This window comes from Martinezella paranaensis (genome assembly GCF_014200235.1).
GTDB lineage: Bacteria > Pseudomonadota > Alphaproteobacteria > Rhizobiales > Rhizobiaceae > Rhizobium > Rhizobium paranaense.
The window spans coordinates 128,573-148,696 of the sequence record NZ_JACHBI010000008.1 but is presented as its reverse complement, the minus strand read 5'-3'; the positions used below and the strand labels follow the sequence as shown (position 1 = coordinate 148,696).

Genomic DNA, 20,124 nt, shown 5'->3' with positions numbered 1-20,124 from the left:
GAATTTAGCCTTTGATCACGGGTTCGAGTTCGAGAAGGAGCCCGCTTTCGGGACGGAGCATCGGCAGGGGCAGTCCGACATGCCTGAGCGTATCGAGGCTGAACGTCAGCTCTCCACTCAGAAGTTTCCGTTGACCTTCGGATATTCGGATGAAGTCGGGCTCGGCGGGATGCACTGCCGCTATCCGCCACTGCCCCTTGTCGTCGCCATCAACCGGCAGGCGGACGGGCGCCGGCTGTTCGCCGACCATCTGCGGCCCCTGAACGACGAAGGCCAGGTTACGTTCGGAATCGGCAGCGCCCCAGACGTAGCGGCCGTCGAGCGCCGGTAGACGAAATTGCTTGCCGGCGGCATGCAGCAGCGGCCGCAGGCGCTTGTGGAGCGCGATCCAGCCTTCAAGCTCCTGTTTCTCTTCCGCTTCCAGGGTGAGCGGATTGAGCTCGACGCCGAGATGATAGGCGAGCGCGACAAGGGCGCGGAAGGAAAGGCTGAGCCTACGGCCGGTCTGATGGTTCGGCGAAGCGGCAATATGAGCGCCGAGGATTTCTGGCGGCACGAACTGCGAGGCGCCGTCCTGAATTTCCAGCCGCTCGAAGGCATCGGTGCAATCGGACGTCCAGACGCGGTGAGTACGCTTGAGGGCGCCATAGTCAATGCGCCCGCCACCGGATGCGCAGCTTTCGATTTCGACGGCCGGGAATGCCTGCCGGATCCGATCCATCAACGCGTAAACGGCGCGCGTCTGCCGCGCGATGAGCGCACGACCATCAACGCCGCCGGCATGGGTCAGGTCGCGGTTCATGTCCCATTTGATGTAGGAGATCGCATGGGCAGACAGCACCGCCGCCATGCGTTCGAAGAGATAGTCGCTGACCTCCGGCCGCGTCAGATCCAGCACAAGCTGGTTTCTCGACAGGAGAAGCGAACGGCCCTTGACCTGCAAGGCCCAATCCGGATGAGCGCGGAACAATTCCGATTCCGGGTTGACGTTCTCAGGCTCGAACCAGAGGCCGAATTCCATACCGAGCGACGTCACATGATCGACAAGCGGCTTCAAGCCGTCAGGATATTTTCGCGCGTCGATGAACCAGTCGCCAAGGCTGGTCGTGTCGTCGTCGCGCTTGCCGAACCATCCGTCATCGAGCACGAAACGCTCGATACCGATCGCCGCCGCGGCATCCGCCTGGGCCTTGAGGGACTCCATGCGATGATCGAAGTAATTGCCTTCCCAGGTGTTGAGCGTCACCGGCCGTGGTCGCATCGCGCCACCGGGCCATGCGACCACGCGTTCCCGGACAAAGGCGATGAAGGCCTGGCTGTCGGGGCCTGCAAAGGCCGTCGGGCTGTCGTAGCTTTCTCCCGGCGCAAGGCGCATTTCACCCGGCTCGAAGAGTTCGCCGAGATGCACCAGCCGGCGTCCGTCGTCGAGCGTGTCGATCGCGATAAGATGATTGCCGCTCCAGCCGAGATGAAAGCCCATCTGCTCGTCGCCGCTGTCGAGGAAAACCACAGGAAAGCGGTCATGCGAGGTGCGTCCGCGCCGGCTTTCTTGCATCCAGAGCCCGCTGGAAAGCGGGAAGCGGCGGGTCTGGAACTCCCTGCCCCACATGCCGGTGAAGCTCGTCAGTTCCGCTGCGCCAGCCGGCATCAGAAAGCTTGCCGCCATACAACGGTCTAGGGTGTAGTCGCCGGAGCCGTTATTGGTCAGGGAGGTCGAAATCGACAGAACGCCGGTCGGGCTTGCCTCCATGCGGATCTGGAGGCCGATTTCCGCGATAGCATCCTTGGCCTCCAGGACGACGCCCGCATCGCTCTCTTCGGACTGCCAATTGCCGAAATCCAGAATGAACGAACGTCCATCTCGATGGCCTGAGATTGCCGGCCAGCCGAAGAAGCCGAGACCGCCAACAGGCAACAGGACATTCGAGGGCACATCGAAATCCATGCCATTGACACGGCTCGACCGCGGCACGTCGGGCCAGAATTCGGGCGCACGCGCGCCCCGGCCGAAACCAAGAATCTCGGGCATGCCGCGTTTCGGCAGACCGAGCGCTAAGGAGACCTCTCCCGCTGTGACGACAACAGTCTTGCTCATCCTTTGGTCGCTCCCAGAGTGAGGCCTGCAATAAAGTGCCTCTGCATGAAGAAGAACATCAGAACCGGCGGCATGGCGGCGACGATCGAGCCCGCCGACACCAGATGCCATGCGGCGACCCACTGTCCATTAAGTGCATTAAGACCAGCGGTGACTGGCATTGCAGCCTGTCCCTGCACAAGAACTGTCGCCCAGAAATAGTCGTTCCAGACGAAGGTGAAGATCAGCACGGACAGCGCCGCAATCGCCGGGCGCATCAAGGGCAGGACGACGTGGACGAAAATCCGCCACTCCGAGACGCCCTCCACGCGCGCGGATTCGATCAAGGGAAACGGCAGCCCCTTGATGAAATTGCGCATGAAGAGCGTGCAGAAGCCCGTCTGGAACGCGACGTGAAACAATACGAGCCCGGTTACCGTGTCGTATAGGCCCATCTTCAAGGTAAGGTCGCGAACCGGAACCATCAGGATCTGAAATGGAATGAAGTTGCCCGCGACGAAGATGAAGAACAGCGCGAGGCTTCCCTTGAAGCGATAGACCGCAAGGGCAAAGCCGCAGAGGCAGGACAGCCCGACTGCGCCGATCACCGTCGGGATGGTGATCTTGAACGAGTTCAGTATGTAGTGACCGATGGGTGAATCCCGGAAGACGGCGGTATAATTTTCGACGCCGGCGAAGCCGGATGGGATGCCGAAATAGTTGCCGGCAGCCAAATCCCCCGATGGGCGGATCGATGTCAACGCCACGCCGATCAATGGCAGGAGCCAGACGATGAGAGTAATCGGCAGAATGATCTGATAGGCGATGGAAACCCATGGCCCGGATTTCTGGACAGGTGTCGGAAACATCAGGAATTCCTTTCCTGCCTCAGCATGCGAATGAGGAAGAAGGCAATGAAGATCATCATGATCAGGAAGAGAACGACGGCAATCGCTGCACCGTAGCCCATGCGGAAACCATATTCGGAAAGCGCCTGCTCATACATGTAATAGGACAAAACGCGGCTCGATCCGTAGGGACCGCCGGCGGTCATGACCGAGACGAGGTCGAAGGACCGTAGAGCGCCGATGACCGTCACCACCACCGCGATGAAGGTTGCCGGGCGAAGCTGCGGCAGGACGATGTTCCAGAACAAATGCCAGCCTTTTGCGCCATCCATGCGCCCGGCTTCGATCTGCTCCGGATTGATGTTGTTCAGGCCCGTCAGGTAGAGGATCATGCAATAGGCTATCTGCGGCCAAAGGCCGGCAGCAATAATGCCGTAGGTCACCAGACGCTCATCGGCAAGGACGGCGATCTGCGTTCCCGTCAAGGCGTTCAGCAGCGCCGAAAGCAGGCCGAAGTTCGGGGCGTAGAACCACGTAAAGATCAGGCCGACGACGACCTGGCTGATGACGAAGGGAAAGAAGAAGAGGGATTTGTAGAGGCGGATACCCGCCACGGTCTGGTTCAAGAACAGCGCTGCCGCCAACCCGGCCGGAACGGCGAGCAGATAGAGGACAAGCCATATGACGTTGTTCTCCAGCGACGTATAGAAGGCATCGTCGGAGAAAAGCTCGACATAGTTTCCAAGACCGATCCAGGTTTTCGGCCCAAGGCCGTCCCAGTCGTGAAAGCTGATCCACACCGATTGGAATACGGGAACAATCACATAGACCAGAAACATCAGGACGCCTGGCGCGAGAAAGAGCCAGGGGGCAAGAGCCTGCTGATTGCGTTTCCAGAACGTTGGTTGAGCGGTACTGGGCGTGCCCACCGTCTGCTCCTATACAAACTGCTGGTAAGAATTCTGCCGGACGTCACGGACGTCCGGCACCCTATCATCATGGGAGGATGCTATTTGTATGCGCGAGCGCGCACCTTATCGAGACGCGCGAGGATCGCATCGATCTTGTCGGGCTTGACCATGAATTCCTGGAAGCCTTCCATGCCGGCCTTCGCCATGTCGGCAGGTGCATCACGATCGTAGAACTGCGAGAGGGCCTGCGCCTTCGACAGCATCTCGAAGCCTGCCTTCAGGAATTTGTCGTCCGGCTTAGTCGACTGGTTGTTGACCGGCAACTGGCCAAGGGTGGCATTCATTGTCGTTTGCGCGTCCGCAGAAGCCACATAGGCAAGGAATTTCTTCGCGTCTTCCTTGTTCTTGGCGCCCGACGGGATATGAAACGTGTCCAACGGCGCTTCTTCAGAAGACGGCAATCCGGCCGTGATTTCCGGGAACGGTAGGAAGCCGATCTGATCTTCCTTCAGTCCGCCATCCTTCATCGGAGCAACTGCGAAATTGCCCATGAGGTACATGGCCGCCTTGCCCTGGACGAATTGCGGAATCGCATCCTGCCAATCGAGCGCGGAATGGTTTGCAAGGAAGTAACCGGGCTTCACCAGTTCCGCCCACTTGGCGAACACGGCTTTGACCTTCGGATCGGTGTAGGACACCTTGCCCGACGTCAGATCCATGTGGAACTGATAGCCGTTCAGGCGCAGATCGAGATAGTCGAACCAGCCGGCGGTCGGCCAGAGTGCCTTGCTGCCGATGGCAAACGGCGTGACGCCGGCGGCCTTCAGCTTGGCGCAAGCTCCCACCAATTCGTCCCAGGTCTTCGGCGGCTCGATGCCCTTATCCTTGAAAATATCGGCGCGGTAGTAGATGCCCCACTGATAGTAGGTATAGGGAACGCCCCATTTCTTGCCGTCGATCGTCATGGAGGCGGAAGCCGCCTTCAACTGGTCGTTCAAACCGTTGGTTGCCCAGACATCGCTCACGTCCTGGAAGAGGCCCGCCTTGACGAAAGGCTCCATGCGATTGCCTGCATACCAGGCGACGACATCGGGAGCGTCTGCAGTCAGGAAGTTGCGGATAGCGGACTTGTAGCCTTCGTGATCGAAATCGTTCCACTTGACCTTTACGTCAGGGTTCTTCGCCTCGAAGTTTACGATCAATTGCTCCATTGCCTTCTTCGGCGTTGGGTCGGATTGATCGGAATTGAGAACGATTTCTCCAGCACAAGCTGCCGACGAGATCAGCATGTAGCTCAATGCAATCGAGCTGAAATTTTTAAAAAAGGGCACACAATCCTCCACTGACTCGTTGCGCCATATCGCCTACGCACATGTCACTCCCATGTGCGGCGATTGATATTCATCATCCAAATTCGTAGACCGCTACCGCGATTGCGAAGATCACTTCCGGTTTTCTAAGATCGCGAACTTGCTAAAGGACGCCCCGATGCTGCTCGAAGATGAGTCAGTTCCAGTTCATGACGGCCCAACCCGCCATCCGCTCGTCGTGTTTGGCGACCATCGCTTCTGTGCCGGTGAACGATTGGACGTGCGGCGCATGAGCGGGCCTCACATGCATAGTCAGGTGGAGCTGAACTATGTTCTCGACGGGCGCATCACCTACTGGTTCGATGGCCGCAGGCTGCAGATTTCCGCGGGGCAGCTCTGCCTGTTCTGGGGAATGATCCCGCATCAGGTCGTGGAGGTCACCGAGCCGACAAATTTCGTCTGCCTCTATGTCCCGATGTCCGTTCTCGTTAATTTCAACAGCATGAGCTCGTTCCGCGACGCCGTGTTTCGTGGCGGCCTTATAGAAGCGCTAAACCCCAGGCCTCCTGATCGGGATGTCTTTCTCAGATGGCGCGAAGAGCTGTTGTCCGGCGACCCGGAGCTGGAGCAGATCGTACGTGACGAACTCGTTGCGCGCATTAGACGGATTGCGCGCGACGGCTGGCAAGACCTGCGCGAACGCAGCTCGGCCATCGAAATATCGCGCAACCAGGACCCCGACCGGTTGCCAAGGATTGAGAAAATGCTCCGCTTCATTGCCGAGAAGGCGTTAGGCGAAATATCGGCAATAGACGTGGGACTGGCCGCGGGGCTGCATCCGAACTATGCGATGTCGATTTTCAAAAAGGCGGTAGGACTTACAATCAACCAGGCGATAACGCGTCATCGTCTCGATACCGCCCAGTCCCTGCTGATTTCCAGCGATCTGCCCGTCGCCGCTGTCGCCTTTGAAGCAGGTTTCGGTTCGCTGTCGCGCTTTTATGAAGCGTTCGAAGGGCGCTTTTCGACGACACCTGCGAAATATCGCAGCAGCTTCGGTGTTGCCGCTGCAAGACCAACCTAAGGCGTCATGTCCCGATAGGTTGTCAGGAAGACGTGCGGAGCATGCCGCGATAGAGCCCGGGCGATGATCCGGGGATTTCGAGTGCATCGAGGCGTTTGCGGTAAAATTCGACCGGACCTGGATCGCCGATGATGGCATAGGCATAGCCCGCTTCGCGAAGGCCGTAGAGCACGGCAAACAACAGCGCCTCGCCCACCCCCTTGCCGCGCTGATCCTCAGCGACCCCCGTCGGCCCAAAGAAGCCTTTGGCAGTGGCATCGCCGCAGGCAAAGCCCAACATCTCGCCATTCCTGACCGCAATCCACGTCATGATCGGATGGCTGCCGAAACCTGTTTCACTTTCGGCTGCCCATTTCGAGCCGAAATGCGTCTCGATCCAGTCGAGTACCAGACCGCGCTCCGGCGTGAGCGCCCGGCGTATCTCAATGCCATGGGCTGCCACTTTCGCATTGTCATGGGCAGGCAGGTCGTAAAGACGGACCAGAAGATCAGGCATGCTGTGCAATGTCTCCTGTTGGAGGGTTGATATCGGGATGATGTTAGACGAAATGGCCGGAGGCAACTTCGACCGACTGCCCAACCGGCCTGCGAGACGAATTCCGCACCGTTTCGGCATGCATGGAGAACGGCTGTCCCCGTTCGCCACGACCGCTCGTGATCCGGACTGCCGGATCGGGCACAGCCGAAAGCAGGAGCCGCGTATAGGGATGCTGCGGATCGCGGATCACGCTGGCGGACGGACCATATTCGACGATCTGGCCGGCAAACATCACCGCCGTCTCCTCGGCGATATAATGCGCCGTCGCGATATCATGGGTGATGTAGAGGAAGCCGATGCCGCGCTCGAGCTTCAGCCGGCGCATGAGATCAAGCACCGAGCGGCGGATCGAGACATCGAGCATGGATGTCGGCTCGTCCGCGACGATCAACTTCGCATCGACGGCAAGCGCGCGAGCGAGATTGACGCGCTGGCGCTGCCCACCCGAAAGCTCATGCGGATATTTATCGAGCGTCACGTCCGGATCGAGTTCGACATCGACGAGCGTTCGGCGCGTCGCCTCCTCCAACGCCTCGCCTTTCAAGCCGCGATGCAGGACGAGAGGCCGCACGAGATGATGGCGGATCTTATGCGCCGGATTGAGCGCGGCGAACGGATCCTGGAACACCATCTGCACCCGGCGGAGATAGCTCATCTGGTCGGCATGGGTTGTAAGGCCGGCGATATCTCGGCCCGTAAACAGGATGCTGCCCGACGTCGGCTGGAAGAGCCGGGCGACGGCTCGCCCTACGGTCGATTTTCCGGAGCCGGATTCGCCGACGATCGCCAGCGCCCGACCCGCCTGCAATGTCAAAGTCACGTTTCGAAGCGCCTCGACCCGCTTTTCCGGCCCGAAGAAAGGCTTCAGCGTGAAGATCTTGCTGACATTCTGCAGTTCGAGCAGCGGCGGGAAATTTTCGCCCATCATACGACGGCCTCCATCGCGTGACCGAGCCGCGGCATCGCGTCCCACAAGCGCCGCGTATAATCATGCCGGGGTGCGGCAACGATATCGGCGACCGGCGCGGTTTCGACAATTTCACCCTTCAGCATGATGGCAATCCGGTCCGCAAATTGTGCCATCAGCGCCAGATCGTGGGTGATGAACAGGATGGAAAAGTTGAGCTTTTCCTTGAGCGTGACGATCTCCTGCAGGATCTCCCGCTGCACCACCACGTCGAGCGCAGTCGTGGGCTCATCCATGATCACGAGCTGCGGTTCGAGCGCGAGCGCGATGGCGAGCACGACACGCTGGCGCATGCCGCCGGACAATTGATGAGGGTAGTCGTCAAGCCGATCGGAGGGAATGGAGACGAGCTGCATCAGCGTTTCGGCACGCGCCCGCGCCGCGTCCCGTCCCATTCGGTCATGCCGGGACAACACATCCCGGAACTGTTCGAAGATCGTCAGCACCGGATTGAGCGAGCTCATGGCGCTTTGGAACACCATGGATGCCTTGCGCCAGCGCCATTGCTCCAAGGCGCGGGCGGAAAGCGCCAGCACATCGGTTCCGTCGATCCGGATATCGCCTCTCGAAATGATCGCCGGCGGACGATGCAGCCGCATCAGGGCGAAGGCTATGGTCGATTTTCCGCAGCCGCTCTCGCCGGCCAGCCCCATCACCTCGCCGCGCCTTATGTCGAAATCCACGCCTTTGACGGCGGTGAAGAGACCGTTATGGGTCAGGAAATCCACCTGCAGTCCGCGCACTTCCACAAGATTGGAGGAGAGGTTCAATTTAAGCCTCCTGTTCCAGGACCACGGTCCGAGCGCGGTCGAGCTTACGCTGTTTCCGGACGGCCGCATGGACCGTCCCGAGCGTGCGCAACCGCGGATTGGAGATTTCATCGACGGCGAAATTGATCATCGACAGGCCGATGCCGATAATGGCGATCGCAGTTGCCGGTGCGAACACTTCCCACCAGGCACCGACGCTCATCGCCGATGAGGTCTGCGCATTGTAAAGCATGGCGCCCCAGGAAACGGCGAGTGGATCGCCCAGGCCCAGAAACTCCAGTGTCGCCTCGGTGATGATCGTATAGATGACCGAGCCGATGAAGTTGAAGCCGATGATCGAAAGCAGGTTGGGCATCAGTTCGACGACGATCATCCGCCATTTGGGCTCGCCGATCAGTTCGGAGGCAAGGATGAAATCACGTTGCCGGAGCGTCAGGGTCTGCGCCCGCGTGACGCGTGCCCCCCAGGCCCAGGAGGTCAGCCCGATGATGAGCGCGATGACCAACGGGCTTGCCTCGCCGACAAAAGCGGCGATGACAAGCAGCAGCGGCAATTGCGGAATGACGAGGGCGATATTGGTCACGAAGTTGATCGCTTCGTCGATCACGCCGCCAAAATAGCCGGCGGTCACGCCGAGGATCACACCGATCACAGTGACGATCGAGCCTGCGAGAAGCCCGATGAACAGCGATGTGCGCGTGCCCCAGATCAACTGCGTGAAGACGTCGCGGCCCATCCGCGTGGTGCCGAGGATATGGTCCAAAGACGGCGCCTCGTGCGGCCGGCCGACCCGCTTGATCGGATCATGGCCGGTCAGCACGGGAGCAAGCACGGCGACGGCGACATAGAGGATGACGATGGCAAGGCCGATAAGCGCCTTGCGGTTGCCGAGAATGGGAAGGAGCATCCTTTTCATGGGTCAAGCCTTCCGCAGTCTTGGGTCAAGCAGGACGTAGATGAGGTCGACGAGCAGATTGGCCGAGAGCATGGCGAGCGTCATGATCAGCAACTGACCCTGTATCAGCGGATAATCGCGCGCGACGATGCCGAGATAGAGGAGATGACCGAGACCTGGGTAATTGAACACCACCTCGGTCACCAGCGAGCCGCCCATCACGGCGCCAAGCGTGATGGCAAACGCCGTCACGCTTGGCAGCAGGGCATTGCGCGCCGCGTAGTTGAACATCACACGACGGTCGGAAAGGCCCTTGGCCTGACCCATGACAACATAATCCTCGCCAAGCTGGCCGATCATGTTGTTGCGCATGGTGACGAGATAGCCGCCAATGTGAACGAAGGCGAGCGACACGACGGGCATGACGGCGTGGTAAAGCGCGCTTGAGAGGAAGCTCGGCGTTAGCCCCGGATCAAGCTGAGGATCGAAGGCGAAGCTCGTTGGAAACCAAGCCAGGATCAGGCCGAAGACATAGAGCGCCGTCAGAGCCACGACGACCGCGGGAATGGACTGGATCGCAAGCGCACTGGGAGAAGCGATCGTATCAAGGATGCCGCCGCGACGCCAGGCCGCCGACACCCCAAGCAACGAACCCGATAGGAAGGCGAGGACGGACGCCGTGCCGGCGAGCATGATCGTCCAGGGAAGCGCATGGCCGAGTACCTGGCCCACCGTCAGCGGATAGAATTTGATCGATGGTCCCAGATTCCAGGTGAAGACGCTTTTTATATAGTCGAGAAACTGCAGATAAAGCGGTCCCGAAGCAAAACCGAATGTTTCGATCAGGGCAGTTTTGGCTTCCGGCGGCAGCGAGGAATTCATCTTGGCGAACATCACGTCCACCGGATTGCCCGGCATCAGCCGCGGTATGAAAAAATTGATCGTGGCCGCGGTGAAAAAGGCGGCGACATAAAAAAACAGTCTTCGCAGAATGAACATCATCGGCTTGTCTCCGGCGGTGGGTGACCGTCGCCGTTCGGTTCAGGCCTTAAGCCTGAACCGAAGGAGCGGGTCCGGGGAGAGGGATCGAACCGGACGCGCCGGAGCTATTGTGCGACCGGACGCAGTGCCAGAAGATGCAGGAGACGCTCTGGCACACCATCGTAGACAACCGGGCGAGCAACCGGATTGTCCGCGCTGAACCAGCCGGTGAACCGCTTGGTGTTGTATTCGTACCAAAGCGGATTGTTGTAGACCGCCACGAAGGGCAGGTTCGCGCCGATGAACTCCTCGATCTTGTTCATGGTCTGGAGCTGCTGCGCATGATCATTGGTCGTGTAGAAGGAGTTCAAAAGCGCATCAAGCTCGGGGTTGCTGTAATGGGCCGAAGCAAAGCGCGTCTTGCCCTTGTTGCGCGAATTGAGCGCTTCGTCATACATGAAATGAGGTGTGACGCCGGTGCGAAACGAGTTGATCGCGACATCGTATTTGCCGGTAGTCAGCGCATCGGTCCAGCCGGGAACATCGGGAGTTGAAAGCTTTGCCTGGATACCAATCTGGGTCAATCCTTCGATCGCGAGCTGGCAGGTGTTGACCCAATCCGTCCAGCCATTCGGCACGATGATGTCGAAGCTGATCTTGCTGCCGTCGGGATTTTCCACGAAACCGTCGCCGTCGATATCCTTGAAGCCGGCCTTGGCAAGTTCGGCCTTGGCGCTCTCGATATTGTATTTCGAGTAGACGCCATATTCCTCATCCACCTTCGGATTGTTCCAGGAGTGGAAGGCGCGACCGAGGCCGGACGGATATTCGTTGAGCGTGGGATAACCATAGCCGGCAATGTCGACCATCGCCTGACGATCCATCGCCATGGAGAAGGCGCGGCGGAAGGCGAGATTGTTAAAGGCCTCATGATTTCCGGCATTCGCCGTTTCGAAATTCATGGTGAAGGCAACCATGGAACCGGCCGGGAACCAGTAGCCATGGTTTTTGGGGTCCGTACCGACATAGGTCTTTTCAATGTCCGGGAGGAAGGAGCCGAACCAGTCGAGTTCGCCCTTTGCAGCAAGCGCGATCGTCTGATCATTGCCTGCGACCTGCGGGAAGCGCATGCAATCGACCTTCAGCGTCGCATTGTCCCAATAATTGGGGTTTCGGCACTGGATATATTCCTGCGGCGTGAAGCGGCGGATTTCAGTGAGCGGGCCGCTGCCGACCGGGTGGGGATTGGTGAAGGTGACGGGGTCCTTGACCGAGGCCCAGATATGTTCCGGGACGATATAGACCTGCACGATCTTGAAGATCAGACCGCTGTCGGCCTTTTTGTAATTGATCTTGACCGTGTGATCATCAACCGCCTCGATGCCGTCGATCTGATCCCAGATCGCCTGCAGGTCGAGCGCCTTGTGGTCCTTAATCAGGTTGAAGGTGAAGGCCACGTCCTTCGCCGTAAACGGCTTGCCGTCGGACCATTTCGCATCCCTGAGCTTGAACGTGACGCTTTTCAGATCGTCCGAATAGGTAAAGGATTCCGCCAGCCGATAGTTCGGCTCGCCATCCTTGAGCGCGTTGAAGATGATCAGCGGCTCGTACATGAAATCTTCCACCGACGGCACGCGGGTCGTGGTGTTGAAGGGATTGAAATTCTCGACCCATGCGGTCGATTCGTCCGGCAACGCAGTCAACATCGCCTCTGCACGCGCCGCGACCGGCGCCATGACACTGGCAATGAGCGCGGCCTTCAAAATAGTCCTGATGTTCATTTCCGTTCCCCATCTCTCGAGGCGCAGGTTCTTGCCCGGCCCGGTTTGCGACGTCATATCAGCGCGAGGCAAGCGGCAAAGTCACCCGACAATTCCGGCAAGAGTTGCGGCAAAATCGTCAAAACCGGAAATTCCGATCATATCGAAAAAACCGACTCCCCTTTTTCCGCAATTGTATAGATTGGCCGGAATTATCCGCCATGGGGAAAGCGGGAGGAGGGCATACCAGACATGATGCGGGAATACTGCCGATGCTGAGAGCGCTGTCGCCATCCGGATTTCGGGGCCGTCTTCTGCTCATCCTCCTGGCGATCAGCCTGCTGCCATTGCTGGCCACCGCTTCCGCCTTCTTCTACATCCTCAATCGCAGCGTCACGGTGGAGACTTTTGCCAAGCTCGCCTTCGTTCGAGACGCCAAGCGCAGCGAAATCGAACAATATCTGACCTTTGCCACAAGGCAGGCTGAAAGCCTCAGCCAGTCGAATGCCGTGCGCTATTCGATCGGCGACTTTTATGGTTTTGCCTATGCGTTTCGCCAGATCGATCCTTCGCCCGAGCGGGCAACCGCCATCCTGCGCCAGATGTTCGGGATCGACAACGATGGTGGCGGCGCGGCGCTGCCGAAGGACAATGACGCCATGCTGCGTTCGGCGCTCGAATATGCCAACGCTCATCAGCAGTTCCACGATGATTTCGTCAGCTTCGTCACGACGTCCGAATTCGAAAATCTGTACCTCATCACCCCGGAACAGCGTGTCGTCTATTCGGTCGAGAAGGACCGCTATCTTGGTACGGACCTGAAGACGCTGGTTGCCCCGACGCCCCTCTCCCGCCTGGCGCGCGCCATGGCCGAAGCGCCCCGGGAGCGGACCATGTTGGTGGGCGATTTCACCACCGATCCGGTCACCGGCAAATTCGGCGCCTACGTCGCCGTTCGCGTTGCCTTCTACAACAAAGTGCGCGGCATGGTCATCTTCCGCATGGGCACCAAGGGGCTCAACCGGATCGTTCAGTCGCAGCAGGGGGAAACCAGCAGTCTCTATCTCCTCAATTCCGATGGTTTCTACATCTCTGCGCCGGCGGGTCATCAGCCGGGTGCGCGTAGCAATCCCGCGGCGATCGGTGACAGCACGCCCTCCGGCACGGCGCTCGTTGAGGACGGGCTTGGCGACGTTCCGGCGCTTGCGGCAAATGTCCAATTGCATTTTGGCGGCGTTCCCTGGAGCTTGGTTGCCGAAGTGCCGGAATCTGTCGCCTTCGCCAACAGCAATTCCCTCCGGCAGATCGTCATCACGCTGGCCCTGGTTCTGCTGCCTGTGCTCGTCACCCTGGTCTTTTATCTCTCCGGCACGATGACCCGGCCCGTGCAGCGCCTGACCGATGCGGCAGGCGCGATCGCCGACGGCGATCTCGATCATGCCATGCCGACGATCAAAAACCCGTCCGAACTCGGCCGGCTGACGGCGAGTTTCACGCGCATGCGCGATGCCGTGCGCGAGCAGCTCAACCTCATCAATCAGAAAAACGCCGAACTGGAAACGCATGTCGGCTTGATCGAGGAGAAGAACAAGGCCCTCGAAGAGGTGGACCGGATGAAGGACGCCTTCGTCGCCAACACGTCGCATGAATTGCGCACGCCCTTGAACGGCATTATCGGCATTTCCGAAACCCTGGTGGCGGGTGTGGCCGGTGAATTGACGGCAACCCAGCGCAACCAGCTTCAGCTCATCAGCTTCAGCGCCCGACGGCTTTCGCGTCTGGTGGACGATCTGCTTGATCTCTACCGCATCCGCCAGGGCCGCATGCGGCTCGACATCCACCCGGTGCATATCGCAACCAGCGTCAGCAATGTGCTGAAAATGTGCGAACCGCTGCTACGCGGCGAGCCGGTGGCCCTTGAGGTCGATATCCCCGAAGATATTCCCTTCGTGATGGCTGACCCCGTGCGTTTCGAGCAGATCCTCTACAATCTCCTTGGAAACGCTATCAAATATGCCGGCCAGAGCACGATCCGGGTCGTTGCCACGCCGGCCGGCAAGAATGTGGCGATCAGCGTCGAGGATACGGGCGTCGGCATTGCCAGCGATAGCCTCGAACGCATTTTCCAGCCTCTGGAGCAGGCGGGCTTCGGGGATGGCACACGAGGACCGGCCGGCACTGGCCTCGGGCTGACCATCGCCCGCCAGCTCGCTACCTTCCTCAATGGCAAGCTTACCGCCCATTCCGTCCTGGGCGAAGGATCACGCTTCACGCTCGTGCTGCCGGCCGCAACGGTCGAGCCGTCCTATATCGATTATTTCGGCGAGGAACTCGATCAGAAGCGGCTCCACGAAACGGTCGACATGATCGCCCGCAGCCAGATCGCCGCCGATGCACCGATGGCTCCCGGCGCGCCGCTGATCCTTGTGGTCGACGACGAGCCGATCAACATCCAGGTGCTGCGCAATGTGCTGCAGCCGGTCGGCTATGTCGTGCGCGCGACGGAAAGCGGTGCGGATGCGCTGGCCTTCATCAATCGCGTGAAGCCCGATCTCGTCGTGCTCGATGTGATGATGCCCGGGATGAGCGGGCTGGAAGTCGCCAAGGCCATCCGCGAGCGCTACGACTTGCTCGATGTGCCGATCATCATGGTAACAGCGCGCAGCCGCACGCGCGACGTGATCGCCGGCTTCGAACATGGCGCGAATGATTATGTCGTCAAACCCTTCGTCAAGGACGAGCTTTTGGCCAGGGTGGCGACGCTGCTGGAGGCCGCACGCGCACGCAGCCAGATCCGCGAAAACAGCTCGCTTAAGGCCGAGATCGAGCGAAGGGTTGAAGTCGAGGACGCGCTTCGGCTGTCGCAGCAGCGTATGGCCAGACTTCTTGAGATTTTCGAGGTGGCAATTCTCTGCACCGATCACCAGCACCGGATCATCTACGCAAACCAGGCTGCCCTCGGCATGTTTGACATGCCGATCATCGCAAACGAAACAGCGCTTTCATCGTTGACGGGGACCGAGCTTGCTGAAGCCATGTATCAGGCCGTGAAACGGGAGGGAGAATTTTTCCAGCCGAGCGTTCGCCTTGGCGGCGATGCATTCACGCTCAGCGTCTTCGAGTTCGATATCGGAACCGGCGGCGGACTTGCGCTCGTCATTCAACCGGTTTCGGCGAGCGATATGCTCCGCAGAGACCGCGTGGTTCACCACGTATTGGGAGCAATCGACAGCGCCGGCGCCAACCTGACCGTTTTGGTGCCGGAGCCTGAGCACGCCGATGCTCTGTCCCTCGAACCGCAAGGTGAGCCGAAGCACCAGCGCGCCTTTCGCCTGACCATCATCGATGTCATGAAACAGAGCCTGGAGCTCTGGAAACGGATGACAGGCAAAGGCAAGATCGACTTCGCCGAGCGCAGTGGAATCTGGCGCGTGAACCTCGACCGCTCTTCGCTGCAGGCCCGAACACTCGAGAAATATCTACTGCTCGAAACCCTGCCACTTCAGCCCCGCTGGCGCGACGTCATACGCTCGGGTGAGTTCGCGCTCGCCCATGCCACCAAAACCAGCCTGGATGCCGACCTCAGCGATCTCGCCGAGACATTGCATCGGGATCTCGATCAGTTACGGGCCATGGTTCGCGATGGCCGCAACTTGAACTGAGCAGGGACATTGCACGATACGCTCAACGTTTTGGCGCGGCAGTAGGGCAGCGGATCGACTGCCTCGGTTGCCCCTCAGTACCAGCCATCGGCCATCGACGACTTGCGTTTGGCGACGAACTCACACAGGGCGTCGTCCAGGGCGATGTCGAGAGGTGGGGCTTCGTAGTCTGCGAGCGTGCTCTTCCACTGCCGATTGGCGCGGGTCGCAATGTCAGTCGATCCGCCCTCCTCGCTCCACTTCTCGAAAGGCTCGTTGTCCGACAGAGTCGTTTGCCAGAATGCGGTCTGGTAGTTTCGCATCGTATGGGCGGAGCCGAGGAAATGGCTGCCTGGCCCCACTTCTTCGAACGCGTCGTAGGCCAGCGTGTTGTCGTCTACCGTGACGCCGGCAAGATAGGAATGGAGCGCTCCGCAGAGGTCCGCATCCATCACGAATTTCTCGTAGGACATGGACAGAAGGCCATCGAGGAAGCCCGCCGAATGCAGGATGAAGTTCGCGCCGCAGTGAATGGCCGACAGCATGGACATCAGCCCCTCCTGCATGGCCTGACCGTCGGGGAGCTTGGAGTTGGAGAAGTTGCCTGCACACCGCAAAGGCAGCTTCAGCCGCCGTGCGAGCTGCCCGATGACCATCGAGCCAATGGCGGGCTCGGGAGTGCCGAAGGTGGGCGATCCCGACCGTAGTGACATCGAAGACAGGAAGTTGCCGAAAATAACCGGCGCCCCCTTACGTTCGAGCTGGGTCAGAGCGCAGCCGGCGAGCGTTTCCGCATAGGATTGGGCGATAGCCCCGGCGTTCGTGACCGGCCCCATGGCACCACCCAGAATGAACGGCACGATGACTGCAGCCTGATTGGCGCGGGCGTAGGCGCGCAGCGACCTCGTCATGGTGCCGTCCCAGACAAGGGGAGAGTTTACATTGACGTTGCCGAGGATGACGCAGTTTTTGTCGACAAAGTCCGCACCGAAAAGGAGCCGCGTCATCTCGATCGAATCCTCTGCGCGCTCCTCCGCCGTCACAGAGCCCATGAACGCGCGGTCGGAATATTTGATGTGGCTGTAGACCATATCGAGGTGACGCTTGTTCACCGGCACGTCGACCGGCTCGCAGATCGTCCCCCCGGAATGATGCAGCCACGGGCTCGCCTGAGCGAGCTTGATGAAATTGCGAAAGTCTTCGATGGTGCCGTACCGACGGCCTTTGTCCTGGTCCATGACGAAGGGCGAACCATAGGCTGGCGAGAAGACCACATTGCCTCCCCCGATCTGCACACTGTTTGCCGGATTGCGGGCGTGCTGGGTGAAGACACTCGGGGCAGACAAGACAATCTCACGAAGCATTCCCGGTTCGAAGCGAACGCGCACGCCGTCCACCTTGGCCCCGGCCTTCTTCCAGTGTTCGACGGCCACCGGATCGTCGCGAAACTCTATGCCAATTTCTGCCAGAATGCGGTCCGCGGTGCGTTCGATCTTTTGCAGGTTCTCTTCCGAGAGAATGTCATAGGTCGGAATGTTGCGAACGATATAGGGAGCGTGGACTTTCCCCACGCCATCGCGTCGGGCGGACCGCCCACTTCGTCCACGTCTGCCAGTGCTCTCTTCAGTTACCTCAGTCATTTCCGCCTCCATAATCCGGATAGAGGCTAAACGACTTTGAGGCTTTGTAACGCTGGAAAAAACTTGGCTTTTGTATAAGCTCTGTTTATGCAAACCTTCAGAAGACTTTTGCCGTCCGCCTCCAGTCTCATAATTTTCGAGGCGGCCGGAAGGCATCAAAATTTTAGCCGGGCCGCCGAAGAACTCGGCATGACCCAGGCTGCCGTCTCCTTTGCCGTGCGGAAACTCGAAGACCAGCTTGGCATACCCCTTTTTCATCGCGAGCATCGCAGCGTCGAATTGACTGATGTCGGCGAGCGTTTCCATGCGGATGTCACCGTCGGCCTTTCGCGCATCCAGAAGTCGGCGGAGGACATCAGAACGAAAGGCCGAGAAGCCAATGTCACGCTGGCGGCCTCGACCGCATTCGGTTCCATGTGGATGTTGCCGCGTTTGGCCCGTCTCCGTGCCGACCTTCCAGACATCGATCTGCGCATCCAGACCAGCGTGCGTGACCTCGATCTAGACGAGGAACCGATCCCGCTTGGCGTTCGTGGCGGCGATCCGGCAAGCTGGCCGCGCTATCATTCCGCCATGCTCGCGCCGGAAGTTGTTTTTCCCGTCGCAAGCGCCGGCTTTGTCGAACGGCGCGGTCTTCCCGAGCGGCCCGAAGACCTCGTGACGTTACCCCTCATCCATTTGGAAGAACCTGTGAGAGCCGCCTACGATTGGTCTGAGTGGTTCGCAAGCGCGGGGGTCCGATATTCCGCTCAACCGCGGCGGCTGGCGATCAACGATTATGTGCTCGTCATACAGGCCGTTCTGGCAGGCGAAGGCGTGGCCCTCGGTTGGCAGCATCTTATCGAGGAGCAGATCCGATCGAAAGCGCTGGTTCCCGTGGGCGGGCATGTCCTGCACACCAACCTGGCCTTCCACGTCGTCTGGCCGCGCTCGAGAGAACTCAATACCCAGGCAAGACGGGTGCGTGACTGGCTCGTCGAGGAGGGACGACGTAGCCGCCAAGAGGGGGAGATCCTCAGCGCACCACGATGAAACTCGCCCTGAGTGCGATAGGCGACCCCATCGCACTCAGAAACTCAGCCTATGACGGCAGCCAGTAACGCGCGTTACGTCACTGGAAGCGGCAATTTCTTGGTCCGGCCACCGTCGTTGGGGGTCGCAGACCCGCAAAAGTGCCGAATGCGGCGTCTATTGGAATGCGGTATGTCGCTTCTTCTTCCGAACCCCAACTGTCTTCATACAGTCCAGTCTTGTTTGCTGCGGGCTGCACCCATACAGAAGACGATAGCATTTCGAAAAGTGAGTGGCCGAGACAAAGCCGCATGCCACTGCGATGTCGACAATGGGTTTGTTGGTGGCTTTTATCAGTTGCCTTGCCCGATCGAGACGTCGCTTTCAATGGTCGTCATCGGTTCGATGATTGCCGTCGGCGGCCTCGGCCAGATGGTGCTGCGGGGCATTGGGCGTCTCGATATCGGCATAGCGACCGTCGGTGGCCTCGGCATGTCGCCCTCGCGATCGTGCTGGATCGTTTGACACAAGCGCTCGCAAAACCAACCAAGCGGGGTGAATGGCTCACACGCGGGCCAGTCGGCCTCGTCCGGTCTTTCATGGGAAGCTCACACGCCCCTGCCGAAGTGCCGCAGTCGTCGGCCATCAAGAATTGAGGAATGCGCTCATGGATGAGACAGTCGAATGCAGGAACGTTTGGAAAATTTTCGGCGAGAAATCGAAGGACGCGCACAAAGCCATTAACGACCATGGACTGGGCAAGAAGGAAATCTTGGAGCGGTTTGGCTGTGTCGTCGGGGTGGCGGATGTCTCGTTCTCTGTCGGAAGGGGTGAGATTTTCTGTATCATGGGACTTTCCGGTTCCGGGAAGTCCACATTGGTCCGGCATATCAATCGCCTTGTCGAACCGACGGCCGGCGAGATCCACGTCGCCAATCAGAACGTCAACGCGCTGCAGGGGCCGCAACTCAGGCAACTGCGCTCTCAGAGCGTGGGAATGGTCTTCCAGAACATGGCGTTGCTTCCGCACCGCACGGTGATCGACAACGTGGCGCTCAGCTTGGAGCTGCGGGGTATGAACCGGAACGAGCGCCACAAGATCGCAATCGAAAAACGCAAGCTGGTGAGCTTGGACGGCTGGGGTGACCGCTTCCCTGATGAGCTATCCGGCGGCATGAAGCAGCGCGTCTGTCTTGCAAGGGCGATGGCAGCCGATCCGGAGATCTTGCTGATGGACGAGCCCTTCTCCGCCCTCGATCCATTGATCAGACGCCAGCTCCAGGAGCAGTTCCTCGAACTGTCGAAGGTGCTCAAAAAGACGACCGTATTCATCACCCATGATCTGGACGAGGCCATCCGGCTTGGAACGCACATCGCAATCATGAAGGACGGACGGTTTGTCCAGGTGGGAACGCCGGAGCAGATCGTGACGGAACCAGCGGACGACTACGTCGCCGACTTCGTGAAGGGAATTTCCCGGCTCGAACTGGTTTCCGCTGGAAGGGTGATGCAGCCTGTCGACGTGACGCACCTTTTTGAATCCGGCCCAACCGTCCTTGCAACGGACAAGCTGTCGAGGCTTCTGCAAATCGCCAAGGAGCATGATGGAGAAATCACCGTCCTGGATGGCGAACGGCCGGTTGGGGTGATTTCTCGACACGGCCTCCTGAATGCGGTGAGCGGATAACGTCGAT

16 protein-coding genes and 1 pseudogene are annotated in these 20,124 nt (G+C 59.5%); 5 read left to right on the top strand and 12 right to left on the bottom strand.

What is annotated here, in order from left to right; genetic code table 11:
- Positions 1–4: 4 nt before the first annotated feature.
- From GGD50_RS20095 to GGD50_RS20080, 4 genes are all read right to left on the bottom strand, one after another.
- Entirely contained in the window at positions 5–2,095 is a 2,091-nt protein-coding gene (locus tag GGD50_RS20095; protein WP_183938786.1) for an alpha-galactosidase, read from the bottom strand.
- Complete coding sequence (locus GGD50_RS20090) at positions 2,092–2,943, bottom strand: carbohydrate ABC transporter permease (protein ID WP_183938785.1); 852 nt, start codon at positions 2,941–2,943, stop codon at positions 2,092–2,094. Before GGD50_RS20090 ends, GGD50_RS20095 begins: the two co-directional genes overlap by 4 nt.
- A complete protein-coding gene (locus tag GGD50_RS20085) occupies positions 2,943–3,851 on the bottom strand; it encodes an ABC transporter permease subunit (RefSeq protein WP_183938784.1) in 909 nt (302 codons plus the stop codon). Before GGD50_RS20085 ends, GGD50_RS20090 begins: the two co-directional genes overlap by 1 nt.
- A gap of 80 nt (positions 3,852–3,931) precedes the next feature.
- Positions 3,932–5,122 carry an ABC transporter substrate-binding protein gene (locus GGD50_RS20080; RefSeq protein ID WP_210318918.1) on the bottom strand — a complete coding sequence of 397 codons (1,191 nt, stop codon included), beginning with the start codon at positions 5,120–5,122 and terminating at the stop codon, positions 3,932–3,934.
- A 199-nt stretch (positions 5,123–5,321) separates the two neighbouring features.
- On the opposite strand from GGD50_RS20080, the gene GGD50_RS20075 reads away from it, so the two are divergent.
- Positions 5,322–6,227, top strand: a complete 906-nt coding sequence (locus tag GGD50_RS20075) for a helix-turn-helix domain-containing protein (RefSeq protein WP_183938782.1) — start codon at positions 5,322–5,324, stop codon at positions 6,225–6,227.
- Between the two features lie 22 nt (positions 6,228–6,249).
- Here GGD50_RS20075 and GGD50_RS20070 read toward each other — a convergent pair whose 3' ends face one another.
- The 6 genes from GGD50_RS20070 to GGD50_RS20045 all read right to left on the bottom strand — a co-directional run bounded on the left by GGD50_RS20070 (position 6,250) and on the right by GGD50_RS20045 (position 12,159).
- Complete coding sequence (locus tag GGD50_RS20070; protein ID WP_183938781.1) at positions 6,250–6,723, bottom strand: GNAT family N-acetyltransferase; 474 nt, start codon at positions 6,721–6,723, stop codon at positions 6,250–6,252.
- Positions 6,724–6,766: 43 nt separating this feature from the next.
- Positions 6,767–7,693: an ABC transporter ATP-binding protein gene (locus GGD50_RS20065; RefSeq protein WP_183938780.1), complete on the bottom strand. Its 927-nt coding sequence runs from the start codon at positions 7,691–7,693 to the stop codon at positions 6,767–6,769.
- On the bottom strand, positions 7,690–8,502 hold the full coding sequence (locus tag GGD50_RS20060) for an ABC transporter ATP-binding protein (protein ID WP_246451345.1): 813 nt from the start codon (positions 8,500–8,502) through the stop codon (positions 7,690–7,692). Before GGD50_RS20060 ends, GGD50_RS20065 begins: the two co-directional genes overlap by 4 nt.
- 1 nt (position 8,503) lies before the next feature.
- Positions 8,504–9,418 (bottom strand): ABC transporter permease, encoded by a 915-nt coding sequence (locus GGD50_RS20055; protein WP_183938778.1) that lies wholly within the window; start codon positions 9,416–9,418, stop codon positions 8,504–8,506.
- Between the two features lie 3 nt (positions 9,419–9,421).
- The gene (locus tag GGD50_RS20050) at positions 9,422–10,399 is read right to left on the bottom strand and encodes an ABC transporter permease (RefSeq protein ID WP_183938777.1); all 978 of its coding nucleotides are present in this window, start codon (positions 10,397–10,399) and stop codon (positions 9,422–9,424) included.
- A gap of 104 nt (positions 10,400–10,503) precedes the next feature.
- Entirely contained in the window at positions 10,504–12,159 is a 1,656-nt protein-coding gene (locus GGD50_RS20045) for an ABC transporter substrate-binding protein (RefSeq protein WP_183938776.1), read from the bottom strand.
- A gap of 251 nt (positions 12,160–12,410) precedes the next feature.
- Here GGD50_RS20045 and GGD50_RS20040 point away from each other — a divergent pair, with 251 nt between their 5' ends.
- Entirely contained in the window at positions 12,411–15,800 is a 3,390-nt protein-coding gene (locus GGD50_RS20040; protein WP_183938775.1) for a response regulator, read from the top strand.
- 74 nt (positions 15,801–15,874) lie between these two features.
- Here GGD50_RS20040 and GGD50_RS20035 read toward each other — a convergent pair whose 3' ends face one another.
- The gene (locus GGD50_RS20035) at positions 15,875–17,431 is read right to left on the bottom strand and encodes a trimethylamine methyltransferase family protein (RefSeq protein ID WP_183938774.1); all 1,557 of its coding nucleotides are present in this window, start codon (positions 17,429–17,431) and stop codon (positions 15,875–15,877) included.
- A 75-nt stretch (positions 17,432–17,506) separates the two neighbouring features.
- On the opposite strand from GGD50_RS20035, the gene GGD50_RS20030 reads away from it, so the two are divergent.
- Complete coding sequence (locus GGD50_RS20030; RefSeq protein WP_183938773.1) at positions 17,507–18,451, top strand: LysR substrate-binding domain-containing protein; 945 nt, start codon at positions 17,507–17,509, stop codon at positions 18,449–18,451.
- 156 nt (positions 18,452–18,607) lie between these two features.
- Here GGD50_RS20030 and GGD50_RS20025 read toward each other — a convergent pair.
- A pseudogene (locus GGD50_RS20025) lies at positions 18,608–18,808 on the bottom strand (helix-turn-helix domain-containing protein); the annotation flags it as partial.
- On the opposite strand from GGD50_RS20025, the gene GGD50_RS33245 reads away from it, so the two are divergent.
- Entirely contained in the window at positions 18,719–18,955 is a 237-nt protein-coding gene (locus tag GGD50_RS33245; protein ID WP_281397198.1) for a hypothetical protein, read from the top strand. The pseudogene GGD50_RS20025 and the gene GGD50_RS33245 overlap by 90 nt on opposite strands.
- Positions 18,956–19,097: 142 nt before the next feature.
- Positions 19,098–20,117 (top strand): quaternary amine ABC transporter ATP-binding protein, encoded by a 1,020-nt coding sequence (locus tag GGD50_RS20015; RefSeq protein WP_183938772.1) that lies wholly within the window; start codon positions 19,098–19,100, stop codon positions 20,115–20,117.
- Positions 20,118–20,124: the final 7 nt, after the last annotated feature.